Genomic DNA, 15,423 nt, shown 5'->3' on the forward strand with positions numbered 1-15,423 from the left:
CGAAGCGCGAGCCGTCAGGTGCTGGGTCGCCGCTGCGCCGCCCGGCGTTCGATGTGGCGGGCGAGCCCGTGGGCGCCGAAGCGCCGGCACGCGGCGAGCGCATCGTCGAACGCCTGCCGTGCGGCATCCTCGGCACCGGTGCACCGGTGGACCAGCGCGATCGCCTCGTCGTAGGGGGCGTGGCACGCACCGCCGGCCCCGAACGCGTTGGCGGTCACGAACCGCCCCCGGAATTCGTGCAGCAGCGGGAGCAGCGCAACCGCCGCCTCCGGAGCACTGGCGTCGTGACAGCCCTCGGCCAACAGGACGAGCGACGGTCCCCAGGTCGTGTCGCGGGGCAGGGCACGCAGGTCGTCGGCGAGGATCGCGTCGATCTCGGCGCGAGCCTCCTCCCGGCGACCGGCCGAGGCCAGGGCGGCGACCCGGGCACACCGCAAACCGGGTATATCGGGCGCGCCGGCCGACACCTGATCGAGGACGTCGGCGATCTCAGGGCCCCGTCCCTGCCGGAGCCGGAAGCCGACGATCTGGATGCCGTGGGCGAGCGGGGGCTCCGGGTGGCCGATCGGCTCGACCGCGGCCAGCGCCTGTGCGGTCAGCGCCTCCGCCTCGCCCTCGTCGCCCTGCACGAAGCGATCGATGGCCTGCCACGTGGTGGCGATCCACCCCCAGTACCGCTGGTCCAGCATCTCGGCCATGCGCGCCAGGGACGCGAGCTCGACGTCGAGGCGAACCCGGTCGCCCAGCTCGAAGCAGTCGGTCACCCGCCACAGCTGCAGGCGGATGAGCTGCTCCTCGCTGAGCCGGTGGCCGTGCTCGTCCACGAGCGCGTCGATCTGCTGGCGCCGGTCGCCCGCTCGGTCCGGTGTCGGGTGGAGCAGCCGTCCGGCGACCATCGTGTCGGCGTCGACCTGCGGGTCGTGGGCGGCCGAGGCGATCCGGCGCGCCTGCGCCGCGATCCGGGCGACCTCGTCCGAGCGACCGGAGATCAGGAGGAGCGCGAGCGCCTGCTCGGCGAGCAGCGCAGCCCGGCGCTGCGGCGATCCGGAACCCAGCACCTCGACCGCTTCGCGGAGCAGGGCGGCACGCTCGGTGTCGAGGAGGTGCACGTCCGCCCCGCGACCTGCGTGGCCGACGAGCTCGAGCACGGCATCAGCCACGTGGTCGCTGGCGCCCTCGTCCAGCGCCAGCTGGCGGGCCTCGCGCAACGTGGCCGTCGCCCCCACGAGGTCGCCGGCCCGCCGCTGCGCTGCGCCGCGCAGGAGCAGCACGTCGAGCACGGGGCCGGCCTCGGGCCGACGGCCGACGAGACCCAGGATGCGGCCGGTCCAGGTGACGGCCTGCTCGTAGGCGTGGACGCGCATGGCGTGGTCGGCCGTCCGGCGCATCGCCTCGTACCAGCTGTGCACGTCGTCGTCGTCGCCCGCCGCCTCGTAGTGGTGGGCCAGCACGGCGGGGTCGACGTCCTCGTCACCCCCGTCGAGCACCCGGGCGACCCAGCTGTGCAGTCGACGGCGCTTGCGGTCCGGGAGCTGGCCGTACACGGCGTCGCGGACGATGACGTGGTCGAAGCGGAGCCGGTCACCGCCGAGCTCGACGAGGAAGCGCCGCTCCACCAGTCGGTCCACCGCATCCGTCGGGGTCCCGGCGATGGCGAGGACGGCATCGAGGCGTTGCCCCGTCATCGTGGTCCCGAGCACCGACGCGACGTCCAGGGCGAGGTGCGCCGCGGGATCGAGGGTCGCGGTGCGGTGGGCGATCAGCTCCCGCACCGTCGCCGGAACCGCTTCGCCGTCGTCGACGCCTGCCTCCTTCCGGGCCCGGATGAGCTGCCCGAGGTAGAGCGGGTTCCCGCCGGTGCGCTCGTGCAGCGCGGCAGCCTCCGCCGGCCCGGCCGGACCGGAGCGGCGCAGGAGGACGGCGACGTCCTCGGGGGTCAGTCCGCCGACCGGGAGCGTGCGGTACCGACCCAGGCGGTGGAGCTCGGTGACCGTGCGGGCCAGCTCCTCATCGGGCGGCTCGTCGTCCCGGAAGGTCGTGAGGACGAGGACCGGGTCCTCCTCGAGCGAGCGCAGGAGGTGGCGGGCGAGCCGGTGGGTGGCGGCGTCGGCCCAGTGGACGTCGTCGATGACCAGCACGATCGGGGTGGCGGCGATGCGCCGGACCGCGGTGGCGACGGCGTCGAAGGCGATGGATCGCTGCAGCGGGTCCGTGTCCGACCCGGGTCCTGGCGGGCGCCGCTCACCGTCCCCCGGCCCCGTTCCGAGCAGCTGGAGCGCGGCGCCGAGATCCCCCACGATCCGGTCGCGGCGGTCGTCGTCGAGCGCGGACAGGTGGGCCTCGATGGCCTCGACGAAGGGTTGGTAGGGGATCGCCCGCTCGCTCGTGCAGCGGCCGTAGAGCACGGTCGCCCCCGTGCGGTGCGCCGCCTCGAGGGCGAGCCGGGTCTTCCCCTCGCCGGCGCCACCGTGCAGGGCGACGCTCATGCGTCGTCCCGACTGCGCGACGGCCCAGGCGCCGGCGATCACGGACAGCTCGGTCTCGCGCCCGACGAAGGGGTCGCCCTCATCGTCGAAGCCGCCGGCGGCGATCGCGTCGGTGGGTGGCCCGAGCAGGTGGAGGTAGAGCGCCTGGGTTCGCTCGTCGGGGTCCACGCCCAGCTCGGTCGTCGCGAGCTGCCGGAATCGCTCGTAGGCGCGGAGCCCGGCGGTGCGGTTCCCGGCTGCCAGGTGCGTGGTCAGCAGCGTCCGTTGGCTGACCTCGTCGTAGGGATCGCTGCGCACGGCGGCCTCGGCGGCCACGACCGCGAGGTCGTGGCGCCCGAGAGCCGACCAGGCTCGGGCAGCGGTGCGATGCGCCTGTCGACAGGTCTCGGCCTGGCGGGCCCGTGGGGCGCTCAGCCAGTCGGCTTCCACGCCGGGGAGGAGCGGCTCGGCCAGCGCCCTCGCCGCCTCGGTGGCAGCGGTCGCCGCGGCCTCGTGGTCGGCGTCGAGCAGCGCCTGCCGAGCGGTGGCTTCCAGGCGCTCGGCGCGCACGAGGTCGATCGGCGGCGGGTCGACCCAGTGCAGGGAGTAGCTGTTCCGGTGACCCTCGAGGCACACCGCGGTCTCCAGCGGATCGAGGAAGGTGCGGACCTTGGCCACGAGCCCGCGCAGCGCGCCCCGCCAGTGCTCACCCGGATGGTCGCCCCACAGCACGTCGGAGAGCTCCTCGACGGGGACGGGGCGGTCCCGGTCGAGCGCGAGGTAGGAGAGCAGCAGCTGGCACTGCGAACCACGCAGCGGGATGGTCACTCCGTCCCGTTCGATGCGGATTGCACCGAGGAGGTGGAGCGACCCGGGGTCGCTCACGGCGCCGACCTTACGACGCTGCTCGCGAGGCCGCTCCGATCAGCGTCGGTCAGATCCCGTCGGCGGCTGCGGCGGCGGCCTCGTCGACGTCGGATCCCTTGGCCAGGGTGGCGAAGACGGCCGGCGGCTCGCGCCAGGGGTCGGCGTCGCCGTTCCGGGCGGATTCGATGGCCTCCCACACCCGCTGGGGCGTGCAGGGCATGTCGATGTGGCGCACGCCGAGGTGCGACACCGCGTCGATCACCGCGTTCTGGACCGCTGGCGTCGAGCCGATGGTGGCCGCCTCGCCGATGCCCTTGGCGCCGAGGGGGTTGAGCGGCGAGGGAGTCTCGGTGGAGCGGACGTCGAAGCTCGGCATCTCGGCGGCGGACGGGAAGCCGTAGTCGGCGAAGTTCGACGTGAGCGGGTTGCCGTCCTCGTCGAAGCGGACCTCCTCGTACAGCGCCTGCCCGATGCCCGAACCGATGCCGCCGTGCTGCTGGCCCTCGACGAGCAGCTGGTTGATGACCGTCCCGCAGTCGTCCACGGCGACGTGGCGGACGAGCCGGGTCTTCCCGGTCTCGGTGTCGACCTCGGCCACGGCGATGTGGGCGCCGAAGGGGAACGTGGCGCCGGCCTGCTCGAACAGGGCGTCGCCTGCGAGGGGTCCGCCATCCTCCTCGGCGGCTCGGGTGGCCAGCTCGGACCAGGCCAACCCGCGAGCGGGCACGCCCTGCACGCCGACGGTGCCGGTGCTCGTGTCGACGACGATGTCGGCTTCGTCGGCCTCGAGGAGCCGGGCGGCGAGTGAGCGAGCGGCGTCGACCAGCGCCTCGGTTGCCTGGTTGACGGCGGAGCCGCCGAGCTGCATCGACCGCGAGCCGCCGGTGCCGCCACCTTCGGGGATGCGGTCGGTGTCGCCGTCGACCAGGACGATGTCCTCCACGGGGATGCCGGTCTGGGCGCTGACGAGCATGGCGTAGGACGTCTGGTGGCCCTGGCCGTGGGCGGAGGTGCCGGCGAAGATGGTGGCGGTGCCGTCGGGGTGCACCTCGACGCGCCCGTTCTCCTTGGCCCCGCCGCCGGCGGTGATCTCGACGTAGACGGCGACCCCGATGCCCAGCTGGCGGGTGTCGCCCCGTTCGCGGCGCTCGGCCTGCTCCCGGCGCAGGTCGTCGTAGCCGACCACGTCGGCGGCGGTGCGCAGGGGGAGGAGGTAGCGGCCGCTGTCGTAGGTGTTGCCCGTGAGCGTGGTGAAGGGGAAGACGTCGTCGCCGAGCAGGTTCAGCTCGCGCAGGCGGATGGGGTCGATGTCGAGCTCGTGGGCGGCCTGGTCGACCAGCCGCTCGAGCAGCGCCGTGGCCTCGGGACGGCCGGCGCCGCGGTAGGCGCCCACCGGCGTGGTGTTGGTGACGGCCACGGCGATGTCGAACTCGATGGCCGGGAAGGCATAGGTGCCGTGCGACATGCGGCGGGTGCCGCCGGGCAGGGCGGCCCCGACCCCCGGGTAGGCGCCGGCATCACCCACCAGGTGGACGCGCAGGCCGGTGAAGGTGCCGTCGGCGCGGCAGCCCAGCTCGGCGTACTGGATCTGCCCCCGGCCGTGGGGCATGGCCTGCATCTCCTCGCTGCGACCCGGCACCCAGACGACCGGGCGACCGAGCCGGCGGGCGGCGGCGGCCACCACCGTGTACTCGTGCTGCGGGCCGGCCTTGCCACCGAAGCCGCCACCGACCCTCGGGGTGATGACGTGGATCTGGTCGGGTTCCATGCCGAGCGCCCGGGCGAGGCCGCCCTTGACGAGGTGGGGGAACTGGTTGGCCGGCCACACGGTGAGCCGGCCGTCCTCGGCGGGCGCGGCGGCGAAGCAGTGCACCTCCATCGGCGCGACGGCCACCCGCTGGTTCACGTAGCGGCCCCGGACCACGACGTCCGATACCGCCTCGAGGTCGAGCGGCGCATCCGAGGACTCGGACACGGCCAGGTTGTCGTCGCGCCCGGGGACGATCGGCGTGGCATCGGGGGCGAGGGCGTCCTCGGGGTCGACCGAGGCGGGGAGCGGGTCGATGTCGGCCCACACCATCGCGGCCGCATCCTCCCCCTGGGCGGGCGTCTCGGCCAGCACCACGGCGAAGGCCTCGCCGACGAAGCGGACGCGGTCCTCCGCCAGCGGCGCCCGGATGAAGTCGTCGTGCAGGCGCACGAACCCGTGGTGGGGTCCGACGCCGAGGTCGGCGGCGGTCCACACCGCGACGACGCCCGGCATGGCCCGGGCCTCCTCCACCTCGATGGAGGTGATCGTGCCGTGGGCGGTGTCGGAGCGGACGAAGACGGCGTGCAGCGGGTCCTCCAGCGGGAGGTCGGCCACGTAGCGGCCCGCGCCGCGGAGCAGCTCCGGGTCCTCCGTGCGCACCACGCGGGTGCCGAGGATGGAGCCGTGCGTCTCGGTGCTGGTCGTCACTTCGGCGACCTTATGGCGGTGGGGGCCGGAGGGTGATCCGACCCAGCTCGCTACCGGTCGGAGATCCCGTGGTACGGCCGGCCGGCCTGTTGGAACTCGGCGGCGAGCGTGAAGAACTCGTCGCCGAACGGGTCACGGCCCCGGAGGGGGAGCATGGCGCGGCGGATGGTCCAGTCGTGCGGGGCGAGCTCGGCGGCCCGGTCCCAGCAGCGGGCGGCCGCGTCGTCGTCCCCGGCGTCCCGGTGGTGGAGCGCGATGCGCCAGAGCAGCTTGGCCTGCTCCTCGTCCGGGGTGAGGTCGCCGACGGCCTCGCGCGCAGTGTCCTCGTCGACGAGCGGGGTGCCGTCTCGCACCCAGGTGCGGATCGCGTCGAGCTGCCGGCCGGAGTCCACGCCGGTGAAGTCCTTGAACGTGTCGGTGGCGTAGGCGTTCCAGTTCGGCTGCACGATGGTGTCGTCGGCGTCGATGAGCACGACCGTGGGCACGTTCGAGATGGCGTAGAGCTCGGTGACCACGTGATCGGCGTCGAGCAGGACCGGGTAGGTCACGCCCTCCGTGAAGGGCCGTATCTTGTCGGCGTCCTCGTCGATCGCGACGGCGATGACCTGGAAGCCGTCGTCAGCCAGCTCGTCCTGCAGCGCCTGCCACCCGGGCAGGTCGTAGGCGCACCCTCACCACGAGGAGAAGGCGACGAGCAACCGCTTCTTGGTTCGGTGGTCCGACAGCGAGTGCCACGTCCCGTCGAGGTCGGGGAGCGAGAAGTCCGGCGCCCGCAGCTCCTGCAGCGCCGAGCGGCGGGCACCTCGTGGCGCACCCACCGCCGTCGTGCCGGAGGCGTCGTCGACCGCCACGGGGCGATCGAGCAGCTCGCCGAGCACCCGGACGTCGACGCCACCATCGGACACCAGCGCGTCCCGATCGGGGACCAGCACGCACGTGTCGTCACGGCACAGACCCTCCGGCTTCAGCATCCAGCCGAGCGTCGACTCGGCCGTCGCCGGGTCGATGCGCGGGCCGCCTGCGAAGATCGCGGTGTCGTTGGGCATCGACGGCGACCGTAGCGGGGCGGGTGCTCAGCGCTGGCTCGGCATCCGCTCGACTAGCTCGACGAGGTGGCGGTGGAACTCGGCCGCATCGAGGTCGTGGCTCCAGCCGTGGCCGCAGAGGAGCCGGTCGAAGGTGAGACCGGAGGCGGCGAAGCGGGCGAGTGACTCGGTCTGCGCGTCCCACGAGTACCAGCACGCACGGCGGAACGCCTTCAGCTGCTGGCGCGGCGGGTCCCAGGCCAGCGAGTCGCCGGAGAAGAGCAGGTGGCCGTCGACGTGCCACAGCACGCTGCCCTTCGTGTGGCCAGGGACGGGGAAGCCGACCACGCCGTCGCCGACCTCGATCGGCTCCTCACCCTCGACGAGCGCGGTGGCGTACGGCGCCGCCGACCGGTCGTCGGCGTGGATCCAGACGTCGGCGCCGAAGTGCTCGGCGTAGCGCTCGGCGTCGGCGACGTCGTCGCGGTGGGTGAGCAGGATGAGATCGACGCCGCCGAGGTCGGTCACCGGTTCGACGACCCTGCGGGTCCAGCGCGGTGCGTCGACCATCACGTTCGCCCCGTCCCGGACCACGAGGTAGGAGTGGGCGCCGAACGACGACTCGGCGTTGTGGCCGAGGCGGTGCACACCATCGCCCAGGTCGTGCGGGAAGGCGGGGTGCTCGGGGCGGCGCAGCTCCTCGTGGCCCACCGAACGGGTCGGACAGACCTCGACCGCCCGCCACGCCATCGCCACCTCCTCCAGTGTCTCCGGTTGGCGCACGAAGTACGACACGCCGTCGGCCGGGTTGCGCTCGACGAGGCCGGGGGCGACGTGGCGGGCGGCGTCGCAGTCGATGCAGCGGTCGTCGACGAACCACGGCCCGGGCGCACCCGCCGGGTGCCGGTCCTGGATCCGTGCCATGGGGTCCACGCTAGGCAGGCGGTCCAAGCATGCGGCCGCGATGCCGACGTGGTCGGCTCAGCAGTTGGCCATGGCTGCGAGCGCGTCGCAGATGCGGCGCCGGCCGGTGATGCCGAGGGCGCCGAGCCGGGTCGTGAGCACCGACTTGGGGACGGCGGCGAGGTTGTCGAAGGTCGCCACGCTGTCGTGGTCGATCCCTTCGTCGGGGCCGACGGGGATGCACGTCGGGATGTTCCTGACGGTGCTCGTGACCGGAGCCACCACGACGTTGTTCAGGACCGGGATGACCTCATCGCGGGAGACGACGAGCACGGGTCGGCGCTTCTGGTTCGGTGTCTCCATGAGCCACAGCTCGGCCTGGGCTACCACGGTTCGGCCTCGGTCAGCGCGATCGCGCTGGCCATCGCGAGCTCGTCGTCGTCGGGGGACTGCGGGCGCTCCCGGTAGGAGTCGGCGATCGTCGTGCCGACGCGAGTGCGGCGGACTGCGTCTGCGAGCTGGTGCACACCCCGCCGGATCACCGCCGACCGGTTCTCGCCGATGCCCGCGGCCACGAGCTCATCGATGGTCGCCAGCTCTTCGTCCGTGAAGCGGGTGGGCACCGGCGTCGTCATACCCGCCAGTATACGGGGTGTAGTTCAGGCGGCCAGGGCGTGGCCGACGGTGAGGTCCACGACGTGGTCGACGGCGGCGGCGAGGGAGCGGGCGAGGTTGAACTCGTAGGCAGCGGCCCAGACCTCGAGGCCGAGATCGTGGGCGGCGTCGGCGACGATGCCGAAGATGTGGTCGCCGGATGCGACGACGACGCGGTCGTAGCGGGTGAGGTCGATGACGTGGGTGGCCTCGTCGATGAGGCGCAGGTCAGCGGCGTCGGGACCGCGGCCGGCAGGGAGCAGGCGCAGGTCGCGGTCGCAGTCGAACGCGATGCGCCGGTACACGAAGTGGGAGGCGGCACCGACGAGGTGGTCGCCGACGTGCCAGCCGACCATGGGCCGGTAGTGGCGCAGCACGAGCTCGAGGTCGCGCGACGTCAGCTTCGGCCCCAGTCCCAGGTACTCGACGTCGAGCAGGTGGAGTGCTCGCCTAGCTGTGCCGGTCATGGTCGGCCCCCGTCGTCTCGGCCGGGAACCGCAACCCGGCCTGTGGAGAGAGGTACGCCGTGACCGTGACGGGTCCCTGCCCAAAGGTGGGTCGTCAGCTGGCGCGGAGGTTGCCCGTCACCACGAGGATCTCGGCGTGGGTACCGGTTCCTGTCGGATGCCCCTCGTACGCTTGGAGTCCTCGCCGCCTCCCTGGCGACTCGGTGCTGCAGCGCCCTTCCGCTCCGAGATCGGAGGTGCGAGCATGTACGTCAGCGAGTTCCAGCGCCACGAGGTGTTCAAGTGGCTCGAGGAGCAGATGGGACCGGAGAGAGCTTCGATCATGATGGACCTGCTGCCACCAGTCGGATGGGGTGACGTCGTCACGACGCGTGACCTTCACGCCGAGGTGGGTGGTCTCCGGAGCGAGATGCAGGCGGGCTTCGCCGAGCTTCGGGCGGAGATGCACGCTGCCCACTCCGGACTCCTCGTCAAGCTGTTTTTCGGGATGGTGGCGAGCAACGCCACGCTCGTCGGACTGGTCCTGACCGCGACTCGGTTGAGCTGATCGGATCGTCCGGAAAGGTTCAGCCCGCGCCGACGACGACCTCGGCCCGGTCGGCGAAGAACGCCACGAGACCTCGGATGTTCTCGGCGCCCTCCTTGGGCTCCTCGTAGCTCCAGGCGATGCCGTCGTGGGTGCCGCTCTCGGTCTCGATGGTCCAGTAGGAGGCGTCGCCCTTGAACGGGCAGTGCGTGCGCAGGGCGATCGGTCGCAGCTCGGCCTGCACGTCCGCCTTGGGGAGGTAGTGCACGGTGGGGAGGCCGGTCTCGTCGAGCAGGACGGGCCGGTCGGAGCTGGCGACCACCGTCCCGTCGAGGCGGACCTCCACGTGGACGTCTTCGCGGCGGGTCTCGATCGTGTGTCCCTGGGTCATGCTCCGTGCAACGGGGATGAGCTGCTGCCCATTCCATGCGGGTCGGACTGCTCCTACGGCCCGGCAACGACGACGACGTAGCCGTCCGGATGCCGGAGCCAGATCTCCCGCAGGTGGGAGTTGGGGTTCTCGAGCGGTCCGTCGATCACGTCGGCGGACGTGGTGCGGGCCCGCTCGACCACGGCGTCGACGTCGTCGGTGGAGAACCACAGCAGGATGCCGTTGCCGCGTGACGGGTCGTCGGGGTCGCCCATCTCCGGGTGCTCGTCGGCCTCCCAGCGATGGAGCTGCAGCACGAGCTCGTCGCCGTCGAGGAGCATCTCGTACTCGTCGCCGCCATGGCCCGACGTCAGGCCGACGACGTCCTGGAACCAGCGCGACGCGGCCTCGACGTCGCGCACCACCACCATGGGTTGGGGTCGCAGCACGGCGCCCACGGTACGGGTGCCCGGAGTTCCTGTCACTGGGGTCGTGCGACGATCGCTCCATGGCCATCACGACCGAACCCCGACTCGGGCAGGACGCCCGGGTCGGCGCGCTGTTCGAGCGGTTGGCCGAGCTGCAGGGTCAGCGCAACGTCATCGACGCCCAGATCGTCGACGTGGTCCGGGAGCTCGAGGAGGACGACCTGTGGGCGATCACCGGGTCCCGGTCGCTGGAGAGCTGCGTGGCGTGGAAGACGGGGTCGTCGTACTCCCACGCCAAGGCGCTGGCAGAGGTGGCCCGCCGGGCCGAGGCGTTCCCCCGCTGCGTCGGCGGGCTGCGGGAGGGTTCGCTGTCGCTCGACCAGGTTGCGGTCATCGCCGAGAAGGCGATCGACGGCTCCGACGAGCACTACGCCGGCCTCGCCCAGTCGGCCACCGTGTCCCAGCTGCGCACGGCGCTCAACCTGGCGCCCAAGCCGGACACGGAGCCGCCGGCCGAGCCGGAGCGATCGGTCACCAAGATCACCGACGCCGAGTTCGCCATCTGGCGGGTCAAGCTGCCCTACATCGACGCCGCGGTCTTCGACGCCGCCCTGCAATCCCACCTCGATGCGCTGGTGGCCGAGTGGAAGCGGGACCACGGCGAGCGGGACAAGGCGTCGGAGGAGGCACCGCCGTTCCCCACGGTGGCCGATGCGTTCATGCGCCTCGTCGAGCACGGCTGGGATGCCGACGCAGTCGCCCGGCCCCACGGCCACCGCACGACGGTCGTCGTCCACCTCGACGTGGAGTCCCAGATCGGCTCGCTGCACCTCGGACCGGCGCTGTCGGAGGCCGAGCGCCTCTACCTGACGTGCGACGCTCGGGTGGAGACGTGGTTCGAGCGGGACGGGAAGCCGATCGGCGTCGGGCGGGAGACCCGCGAGATCCCCCGCCGCATCCGCCGGGCGCTGGAGCACCGCCACCCGACGTGCGCCGTTCCTGGGTGCGGGGCGACTCGCGGCCTGCACGCCCACCACATCTGGCACTGGGAGAAGGGCGGCCCGACCGAGCTCTGGAACTTGGTGCTCGTATGCCCGTTCCACCACCGCCTCCACCACCGGAAGCTGATCACCATCTCCGGTCCGGGCCACGCCGTCACCGTCACCGACGTGAACGGGCGGACGCTCGACGGCTCGTCGGTGGCCAGACCGCCCACGGGCCCGCCACCCGACGTCGCCCCCTATGCCGGGCCCACCGGGGAGCGGGCGAACTGGAAGTGGTACGAGCCGATGGCCCCGGGAGCGCGAGGCCGCGACAACTGAGCGGGTGTGCCGCCGAGACCTGCGTGCTCGGCGGCGCATCGGCGCGCCCGTGCGCTCGGGCCAGCACCGTCGACGTCCCGAGACTCCGCGGCGACGGCGTGCGACACTGCCTGACGGATCCATGCGACACCTCGCCAACCCCCATCGCGGCCGCGGGCTCCCCCGCCAGGAGGGCCTGGCGACGGGACGCGTCGTCGCCGATCCCACCGACGCCCAGGCGCTCTACGCCCGCTGCCCGGTCGCAGCCGCGACGCCACTGGTCCCGGCTCCAGACCTGGCCGGTGCCATCGGCGTCGGGCAGCTGTGGCTGAAGGACGAGCGCCAGCGGATGGGGCTGGGCAGCTTCAAGGCGCTGGGGGCGTCCCACGCCATCGCCCGCCTCGCGGCCCGAGCGGTCGATGCGCCGGGCGAACCGGCCGACCAGGCCACGATGTCGACCGCGCTGGCCGGCACCACGTTCGTGTGCGCGTCCGCCGGCAACCACGGGCTCTCGGTGGCGGCGGGGGCGCCGGTGTTCGGCGCGTCGGCGGTCATCCACCTCGCCCGCACCGTGCCCGAGGCCTTCGTCGACCGGCTGCGGGCCCGCGGCGCTCGCGTGGTCCGCTCCGGCGACGACTACGAGGCGGCGATGGCGGCGGCCATGGCCGACGCCGAGGCGCACGGGTGGACGCTGCTGTCGGACTCCTCCTGGCCCGGCTACGTCGAGCTGCCCACCCTGGTGATGGAGGGGTACCTGATCATGGCCGCCGAGGTCGCCGATGCCATCGAGGAGCCGCCGACCCACGTGGTCCTGCAGTGCGGGGTGGGCGGCCTCGCCGCCGCGGTCACCGCCCTGGTCCGCGACCGCTGGGGCGACGGACCCACCGTCGTCGTGGTCGAACCAGCGGCTGCGCCGGCGCTGCTGGAGAGCGTCGCTGCCGGCCGCCCGGTGGCAGCCCCGGGGCCGGTCTCGTCGATGGGCCGGCTCGACTGCAAGGAACCGTCGCACCTCGCCCTGGCCGCCCTCGCCCGCGACGCAGACCACTTCGTCACCATCACCGACGAGCGCTGCGACGAGACCGTCGCCGTGCTCGACGAGCACGGGATGGCCACGACCCCCTCCGGGGCCGCCGGCGTCGCCGGGGTGCACCACGCCGGCTCGCACCGCGAGGCGCTGGGACTCTCCGAGGGCAGCCGGGTGCTGGCCTTCGTCACCGAAGGACCGGAGGGCGAGTCGTGACCGCGCCCGACCAGGCTGATCTCGCCTCGCTGCGCCGGCACCTCCACCGGCACCCCGAGACCGCGTTCGACGTGGACGCCACCGCCGAGCTGGTGGCCGAACGGCTGGCCGCGGCAGGTCTCGACGTCACCCGCGGCGTCGGCGGGAGCGGCGTGGTCGCCACGCTGCGGCGGGGCACGTCGAGCCGCAGCATCGGGCTGCGTGCCGACCTCGACGCCCTGCCGATCCAGGAGGCCAACACCTTCGATCACCGCTCGCAGGCGCCGGGGGCGTTCCACGGCTGCGGCCACGACGGCCACACCACGATGCTGCTCGGCGCCGCGCTGCACCTGGCCGCCGACACCGGCCCGGACGGCTCTGACATCGACGGCACCGTGCACTTCGTCTTCCAGCCCGACGAGGAGAACGGGCGCGGAGCCCAGGCCATGCTCGATGACGGGCTCCTCGAGCGCTTCCCGATGGACGCCGTGTACGGGATGCACAACCTGCCGGGGCTGCCCGTGGGCCGCTTCGCCACCCGGCCCGGGCCGTTCACCGCGTACGAGGAGCGCTTCGAGGTCGAGGTCCACGGGCGGGGTGGCCACGCGTCGGCGCCGGAGCGCACCATCGATCCGCTCGTGGCCGCCGCCCACGTCGTGATCGGCCTCCAGAGCATCGTGTCCCGTGCCCTCGCCCCCCAGGACCACGGGGTCGTGTCGGTCACCGAGCTCGTCACCGACGGCGCCCCCAACATCATCCCCACGACGGTGACGATCCGCGGGGACGTGCGCGGCTACGAGGAGCACGTCAGCGAGGCGATCCGCACCCGGATGGGCGCGATCGTGGAGGGCACCGCCGCCGCCCACGGGGCCACGGCCACGCTCCGCTACGACCGGGCCTTCGAGCCGACGGTGAACACCGCGGCCGAGGTCGACGTCGCGGCCCGAGCCGTCGGCGGTGTCGCCGGGGCCGAGATCGACACCGACCACGCGCGGATGGGCTTCTCCGAGGACTTCGCCCAGCTCCTCCAGCACAGGCCCGGCTGCTTCGTCCTCATCGGCAACGGGACCGAGGGCTCCCACGGGGCCACGCTGCACAACCCGCACTACGACTTCAACGACGACGCCCTGCCGTTCGGCGTCGCGTACTGGACAGGCCTCGTCCGCGACGTGCTGGGGTCCCGATGACGACGATCCGCACCGTCGGTCACGGCACCGCGGATGCCGACGAGCTCGGCGAGCTGCTGCGGGGCGCGGGCGTCACCGAGCTGGTCGACGTCCGCCGCTTCCCCGGCAGCCGGCGGAACCCGCAGTTCTCCTCCGAGGCGATGGCGGGGTGGCTGCCCGAGCACGGCGTCGGGTACCAGCACCTCGAGTCGCTTGGCGGGCGGCGCAAGCTCGGGCCGGACTCGCCCCACATCGGCCTGCGCAACGAGCAGTTCCGGGCCTACGCCGACCACATGGAGACCGACGAGTTCCTCGAGGGCGTGGCCGAGCTCCTCCAGATCGCCGAGGACGAGAGCGTGGCGGTGATGTGCTCGGAGTCCGTCTGGTGGCGCTGCCACCGCCGGCTGCTGGCCGACCACCTGGTGCTCGTCCACCACGTGGTGGTCGAGCACCTGTTCCACGACGGCCGGCTCGCCCGCCACGACCCGACCCCCGAAGCTCGTCTCCACGACGAGCACGTGATCTACGACGTCGGCGTCGCTCCGCCGCTGTTCACACCGGAGGACTGAGCCGCCCGTCGCGGCGGGCGGCGCATCCCCGGGTCAGATCGTGACGACCAGCTTCCCCCGGGCCCGGCCCTCGGCCAGGTCGCGCATCGCCTGGGGTGCGTCGGCCAGCGCGTAGGTGGCGCCGACGGCGGGGCGCAGCGTCCCCTGCTCGACCATCGAAGCCAGCTGCTCGAGGTGCTCGTGGCCCTCGGTGGCGATGAGCATCTTCAACCGCTGGCTGACGAAGGGGGAGAGGACGACGGCGCGCAGCTGGCGGTCGAACCCGGCGAGCAGCTTCCCGCCCGCGCTCTCGCCGCCCACCAGCACGAGGGTGCCGTCCGGGCGCAGCACCCGCCGGAGCCGGCGCAGCGACGAGTTGCCGCCGGTGTCGAAGACGAGGTCGTAGCGCCGGTCGCCGGCGGCGAAGTCCTCGCTCGTGTGGTCGATGACGTGGTCGGCGCCGAGCGAGCGGACGAGGTCGGCCTTGGCGCCCGAGCTCACGCCGGTGACCGTGGCCCCTGCGGCGTGGGCGATCTGCACGGCGAAGGTCCCGACACCGCCCGACGCTCCGATGACGAGCACGTCCTGTCCCGCCTCCAGGCCGCCGACCTCGAGCAGGCCCTGCAGCGCGGTGATGCCGGAGACGGGCAGCGCTGCGGCATCGACGAACGACATGCCGGCCGGCAGGCGGGCGAGCTTGGTCTCCTCGGCGACCGCGTACTCGGCGAAGGTCCCCTCGGCGATGCCGAACACCTCGTCCCCGACGGCGAACCGGGTCACGCCCTCGCCCACCGCGGCCACGACACCCGCCGCCTCCCGGCCCCGCACGGGGTCCTTCGGTCGGCGCCAACCGTAGACGGGGCGGACCAGCAGGGGCAGGCCGGTCATGAGGTGCTCCACGCCGCGCTCGACGCCGGCGGCCCGCACCTCCACGAGCACCTGGCCCGCACCCGGCGCCGGTCGGTCGATCTCGCCGAGGTGGAGCGTCTCCGGTCCGCCGTACTCGTGTTGGACGACGGCGCGCAT

At 73.1% G+C, this 15,423-nt stretch carries 16 protein-coding genes; 5 read left to right on the forward strand and 11 right to left on the reverse strand.

Annotated features, from left to right (window positions below):
• Positions 1 to 14: 14 nt before the first annotated feature.
• From RGQ06_RS07800 to RGQ06_RS07835, 8 genes are read right to left on the reverse strand one after another with little or no spacing between them, the layout of a single operon-like run.
• On the reverse strand, positions 15 to 3,350 hold the full coding sequence (locus RGQ06_RS07800; protein ID WP_432427131.1) for an ATP-binding protein: 3,336 nt from the start codon (positions 3,348 to 3,350) through the stop codon (positions 15 to 17).
• A 49-nt stretch (positions 3,351 to 3,399) separates the two neighbouring features.
• Positions 3,400 to 5,790, reverse strand: a complete 2,391-nt coding sequence (locus RGQ06_RS07805) for a xanthine dehydrogenase family protein molybdopterin-binding subunit (protein ID WP_432427130.1) — start codon at positions 5,788 to 5,790, stop codon at positions 3,400 to 3,402.
• A 50-nt stretch (positions 5,791 to 5,840) separates the two neighbouring features.
• Positions 5,841 to 6,446, reverse strand: a complete 606-nt coding sequence (locus RGQ06_RS07810; RefSeq protein WP_432427709.1) for a TlpA disulfide reductase family protein — start codon at positions 6,444 to 6,446, stop codon at positions 5,841 to 5,843.
• Between the two features lie 15 nt (positions 6,447 to 6,461).
• Positions 6,462 to 6,836 (reverse strand): peroxiredoxin family protein, encoded by a 375-nt coding sequence (locus tag RGQ06_RS07815; protein ID WP_432427129.1) that lies wholly within the window; start codon positions 6,834 to 6,836, stop codon positions 6,462 to 6,464.
• 27 nt (positions 6,837 to 6,863) lie between these two features.
• The gene (locus RGQ06_RS07820; protein ID WP_432427128.1) at positions 6,864 to 7,739 is read right to left on the reverse strand and encodes an MBL fold metallo-hydrolase; all 876 of its coding nucleotides are present in this window, start codon (positions 7,737 to 7,739) and stop codon (positions 6,864 to 6,866) included.
• A gap of 57 nt (positions 7,740 to 7,796) precedes the next feature.
• A complete protein-coding gene (locus tag RGQ06_RS07825; RefSeq protein ID WP_432427127.1) occupies positions 7,797 to 8,108 on the reverse strand; it encodes a type II toxin-antitoxin system PemK/MazF family toxin in 312 nt (103 codons plus the stop codon).
• Complete coding sequence (locus RGQ06_RS07830) at positions 8,102 to 8,353, reverse strand: hypothetical protein (protein ID WP_432427126.1); 252 nt, start codon at positions 8,351 to 8,353, stop codon at positions 8,102 to 8,104. Before RGQ06_RS07830 ends, RGQ06_RS07825 begins: the two co-directional genes overlap by 7 nt.
• 24 nt (positions 8,354 to 8,377) lie before the next feature.
• Positions 8,378 to 8,839, reverse strand: a complete 462-nt coding sequence (locus RGQ06_RS07835) for an NYN domain-containing protein (protein ID WP_432427125.1) — start codon at positions 8,837 to 8,839, stop codon at positions 8,378 to 8,380.
• A gap of 244 nt (positions 8,840 to 9,083) precedes the next feature.
• Between RGQ06_RS07835 and RGQ06_RS07840 the strand changes: the two genes are divergently transcribed.
• Positions 9,084 to 9,386 carry a hypothetical protein gene (locus RGQ06_RS07840; protein ID WP_432427124.1) on the forward strand — a complete coding sequence of 101 codons (303 nt, stop codon included), beginning with the start codon at positions 9,084 to 9,086 and terminating at the stop codon, positions 9,384 to 9,386.
• Between the two features lie 19 nt (positions 9,387 to 9,405).
• On the opposite strand, the gene RGQ06_RS07845 is transcribed toward RGQ06_RS07840, so the two are convergent.
• Together RGQ06_RS07845 and RGQ06_RS07850 are read right to left on the reverse strand one after the other, a co-directional pair.
• The gene (locus RGQ06_RS07845) at positions 9,406 to 9,756 is read right to left on the reverse strand and encodes a DUF427 domain-containing protein (protein WP_432427123.1); all 351 of its coding nucleotides are present in this window, start codon (positions 9,754 to 9,756) and stop codon (positions 9,406 to 9,408) included.
• Positions 9,757 to 9,809: 53 nt separating this feature from the next.
• Complete coding sequence (locus RGQ06_RS07850; protein WP_432427122.1) at positions 9,810 to 10,184, reverse strand: VOC family protein; 375 nt, start codon at positions 10,182 to 10,184, stop codon at positions 9,810 to 9,812.
• Positions 10,185 to 10,243: 59 nt separating this feature from the next.
• Between RGQ06_RS07850 and RGQ06_RS07855 the strand changes: the two genes are divergently transcribed.
• The 4 genes from RGQ06_RS07855 (at position 10,244) to RGQ06_RS07870 (ending at position 14,418) form a co-directional block, all read left to right on the forward strand.
• Positions 10,244 to 11,485, forward strand: coding sequence for a DUF222 domain-containing protein (locus RGQ06_RS07855; protein ID WP_432427121.1), 1,242 nt, complete (start codon positions 10,244 to 10,246; stop codon positions 11,483 to 11,485).
• Positions 11,486 to 11,606: 121 nt separating this feature from the next.
• Positions 11,607 to 12,704 carry a diaminopropionate ammonia-lyase gene (locus tag RGQ06_RS07860; protein ID WP_432427120.1) on the forward strand — a complete coding sequence of 366 codons (1,098 nt, stop codon included), beginning with the start codon at positions 11,607 to 11,609 and terminating at the stop codon, positions 12,702 to 12,704.
• Positions 12,701 to 13,870: an amidohydrolase gene (locus RGQ06_RS07865; protein ID WP_432427119.1), complete on the forward strand. Its 1,170-nt coding sequence runs from the start codon at positions 12,701 to 12,703 to the stop codon at positions 13,868 to 13,870. Before RGQ06_RS07860 ends, RGQ06_RS07865 begins: the two co-directional genes overlap by 4 nt.
• Entirely contained in the window at positions 13,867 to 14,418 is a 552-nt protein-coding gene (locus RGQ06_RS07870) for a DUF488 domain-containing protein (RefSeq protein WP_432427118.1), read from the forward strand. Before RGQ06_RS07865 ends, RGQ06_RS07870 begins: the two co-directional genes overlap by 4 nt.
• Before the next feature lie 33 nt (positions 14,419 to 14,451).
• Here the strand turns inward: RGQ06_RS07870 and RGQ06_RS07875 are convergent, their stop codons facing one another.
• Complete coding sequence (locus tag RGQ06_RS07875; RefSeq protein ID WP_432427708.1) at positions 14,452 to 15,423, reverse strand: NAD(P)-dependent alcohol dehydrogenase; 972 nt, start codon at positions 15,421 to 15,423, stop codon at positions 14,452 to 14,454.

The organism is Salinilacustrithrix flava (genome assembly GCF_041228405.1).
GTDB lineage: Bacteria > Actinomycetota > Acidimicrobiia > Acidimicrobiales > Salinilacustritrichaceae > Salinilacustrithrix > Salinilacustrithrix flava.

Bases quoted from the DNA above. Each gene is read 5' to 3' on its own strand.
- RGQ06_RS07815 (WP_432427129.1), bottom strand. From the start codon at position 6,836: ATGCCCAACGACACCGCGATCTTCGCAGGCGGCCCGCGCATCGACCCG.
- RGQ06_RS07820 (WP_432427128.1), bottom strand. From the start codon at position 7,739: ATGGCACGGATCCAGGACCGGCACCCGGCGGGTGCGCCCGGGCCGTGG.
- RGQ06_RS07830 (WP_432427126.1), bottom strand. From the start codon at position 8,353: ATGACGACGCCGGTGCCCACCCGCTTCACGGACGAAGAGCTGGCGACC.
- RGQ06_RS07835 (WP_432427125.1), bottom strand. From the start codon at position 8,839: ATGACCGGCACAGCTAGGCGAGCACTCCACCTGCTCGACGTCGAGTAC.
- RGQ06_RS07840 (WP_432427124.1), top strand. From the start codon at position 9,084: ATGTACGTCAGCGAGTTCCAGCGCCACGAGGTGTTCAAGTGGCTCGAG.
- RGQ06_RS07845 (WP_432427123.1), bottom strand. From the start codon at position 9,756: ATGACCCAGGGACACACGATCGAGACCCGCCGCGAAGACGTCCACGTG.
- RGQ06_RS07855 (WP_432427121.1), top strand. From the start codon at position 10,244: ATGGCCATCACGACCGAACCCCGACTCGGGCAGGACGCCCGGGTCGGC.
- RGQ06_RS07860 (WP_432427120.1), top strand. From the start codon at position 11,607: ATGCGACACCTCGCCAACCCCCATCGCGGCCGCGGGCTCCCCCGCCAG.
- RGQ06_RS07870 (WP_432427118.1), top strand. From the start codon at position 13,867: ATGACGACGATCCGCACCGTCGGTCACGGCACCGCGGATGCCGACGAG.
- RGQ06_RS07875 (WP_432427708.1), bottom strand. From the start codon at position 15,423: ATGCGCGCCGTCGTCCAACACGAGTACGGCGGACCGGAGACGCTCCAC.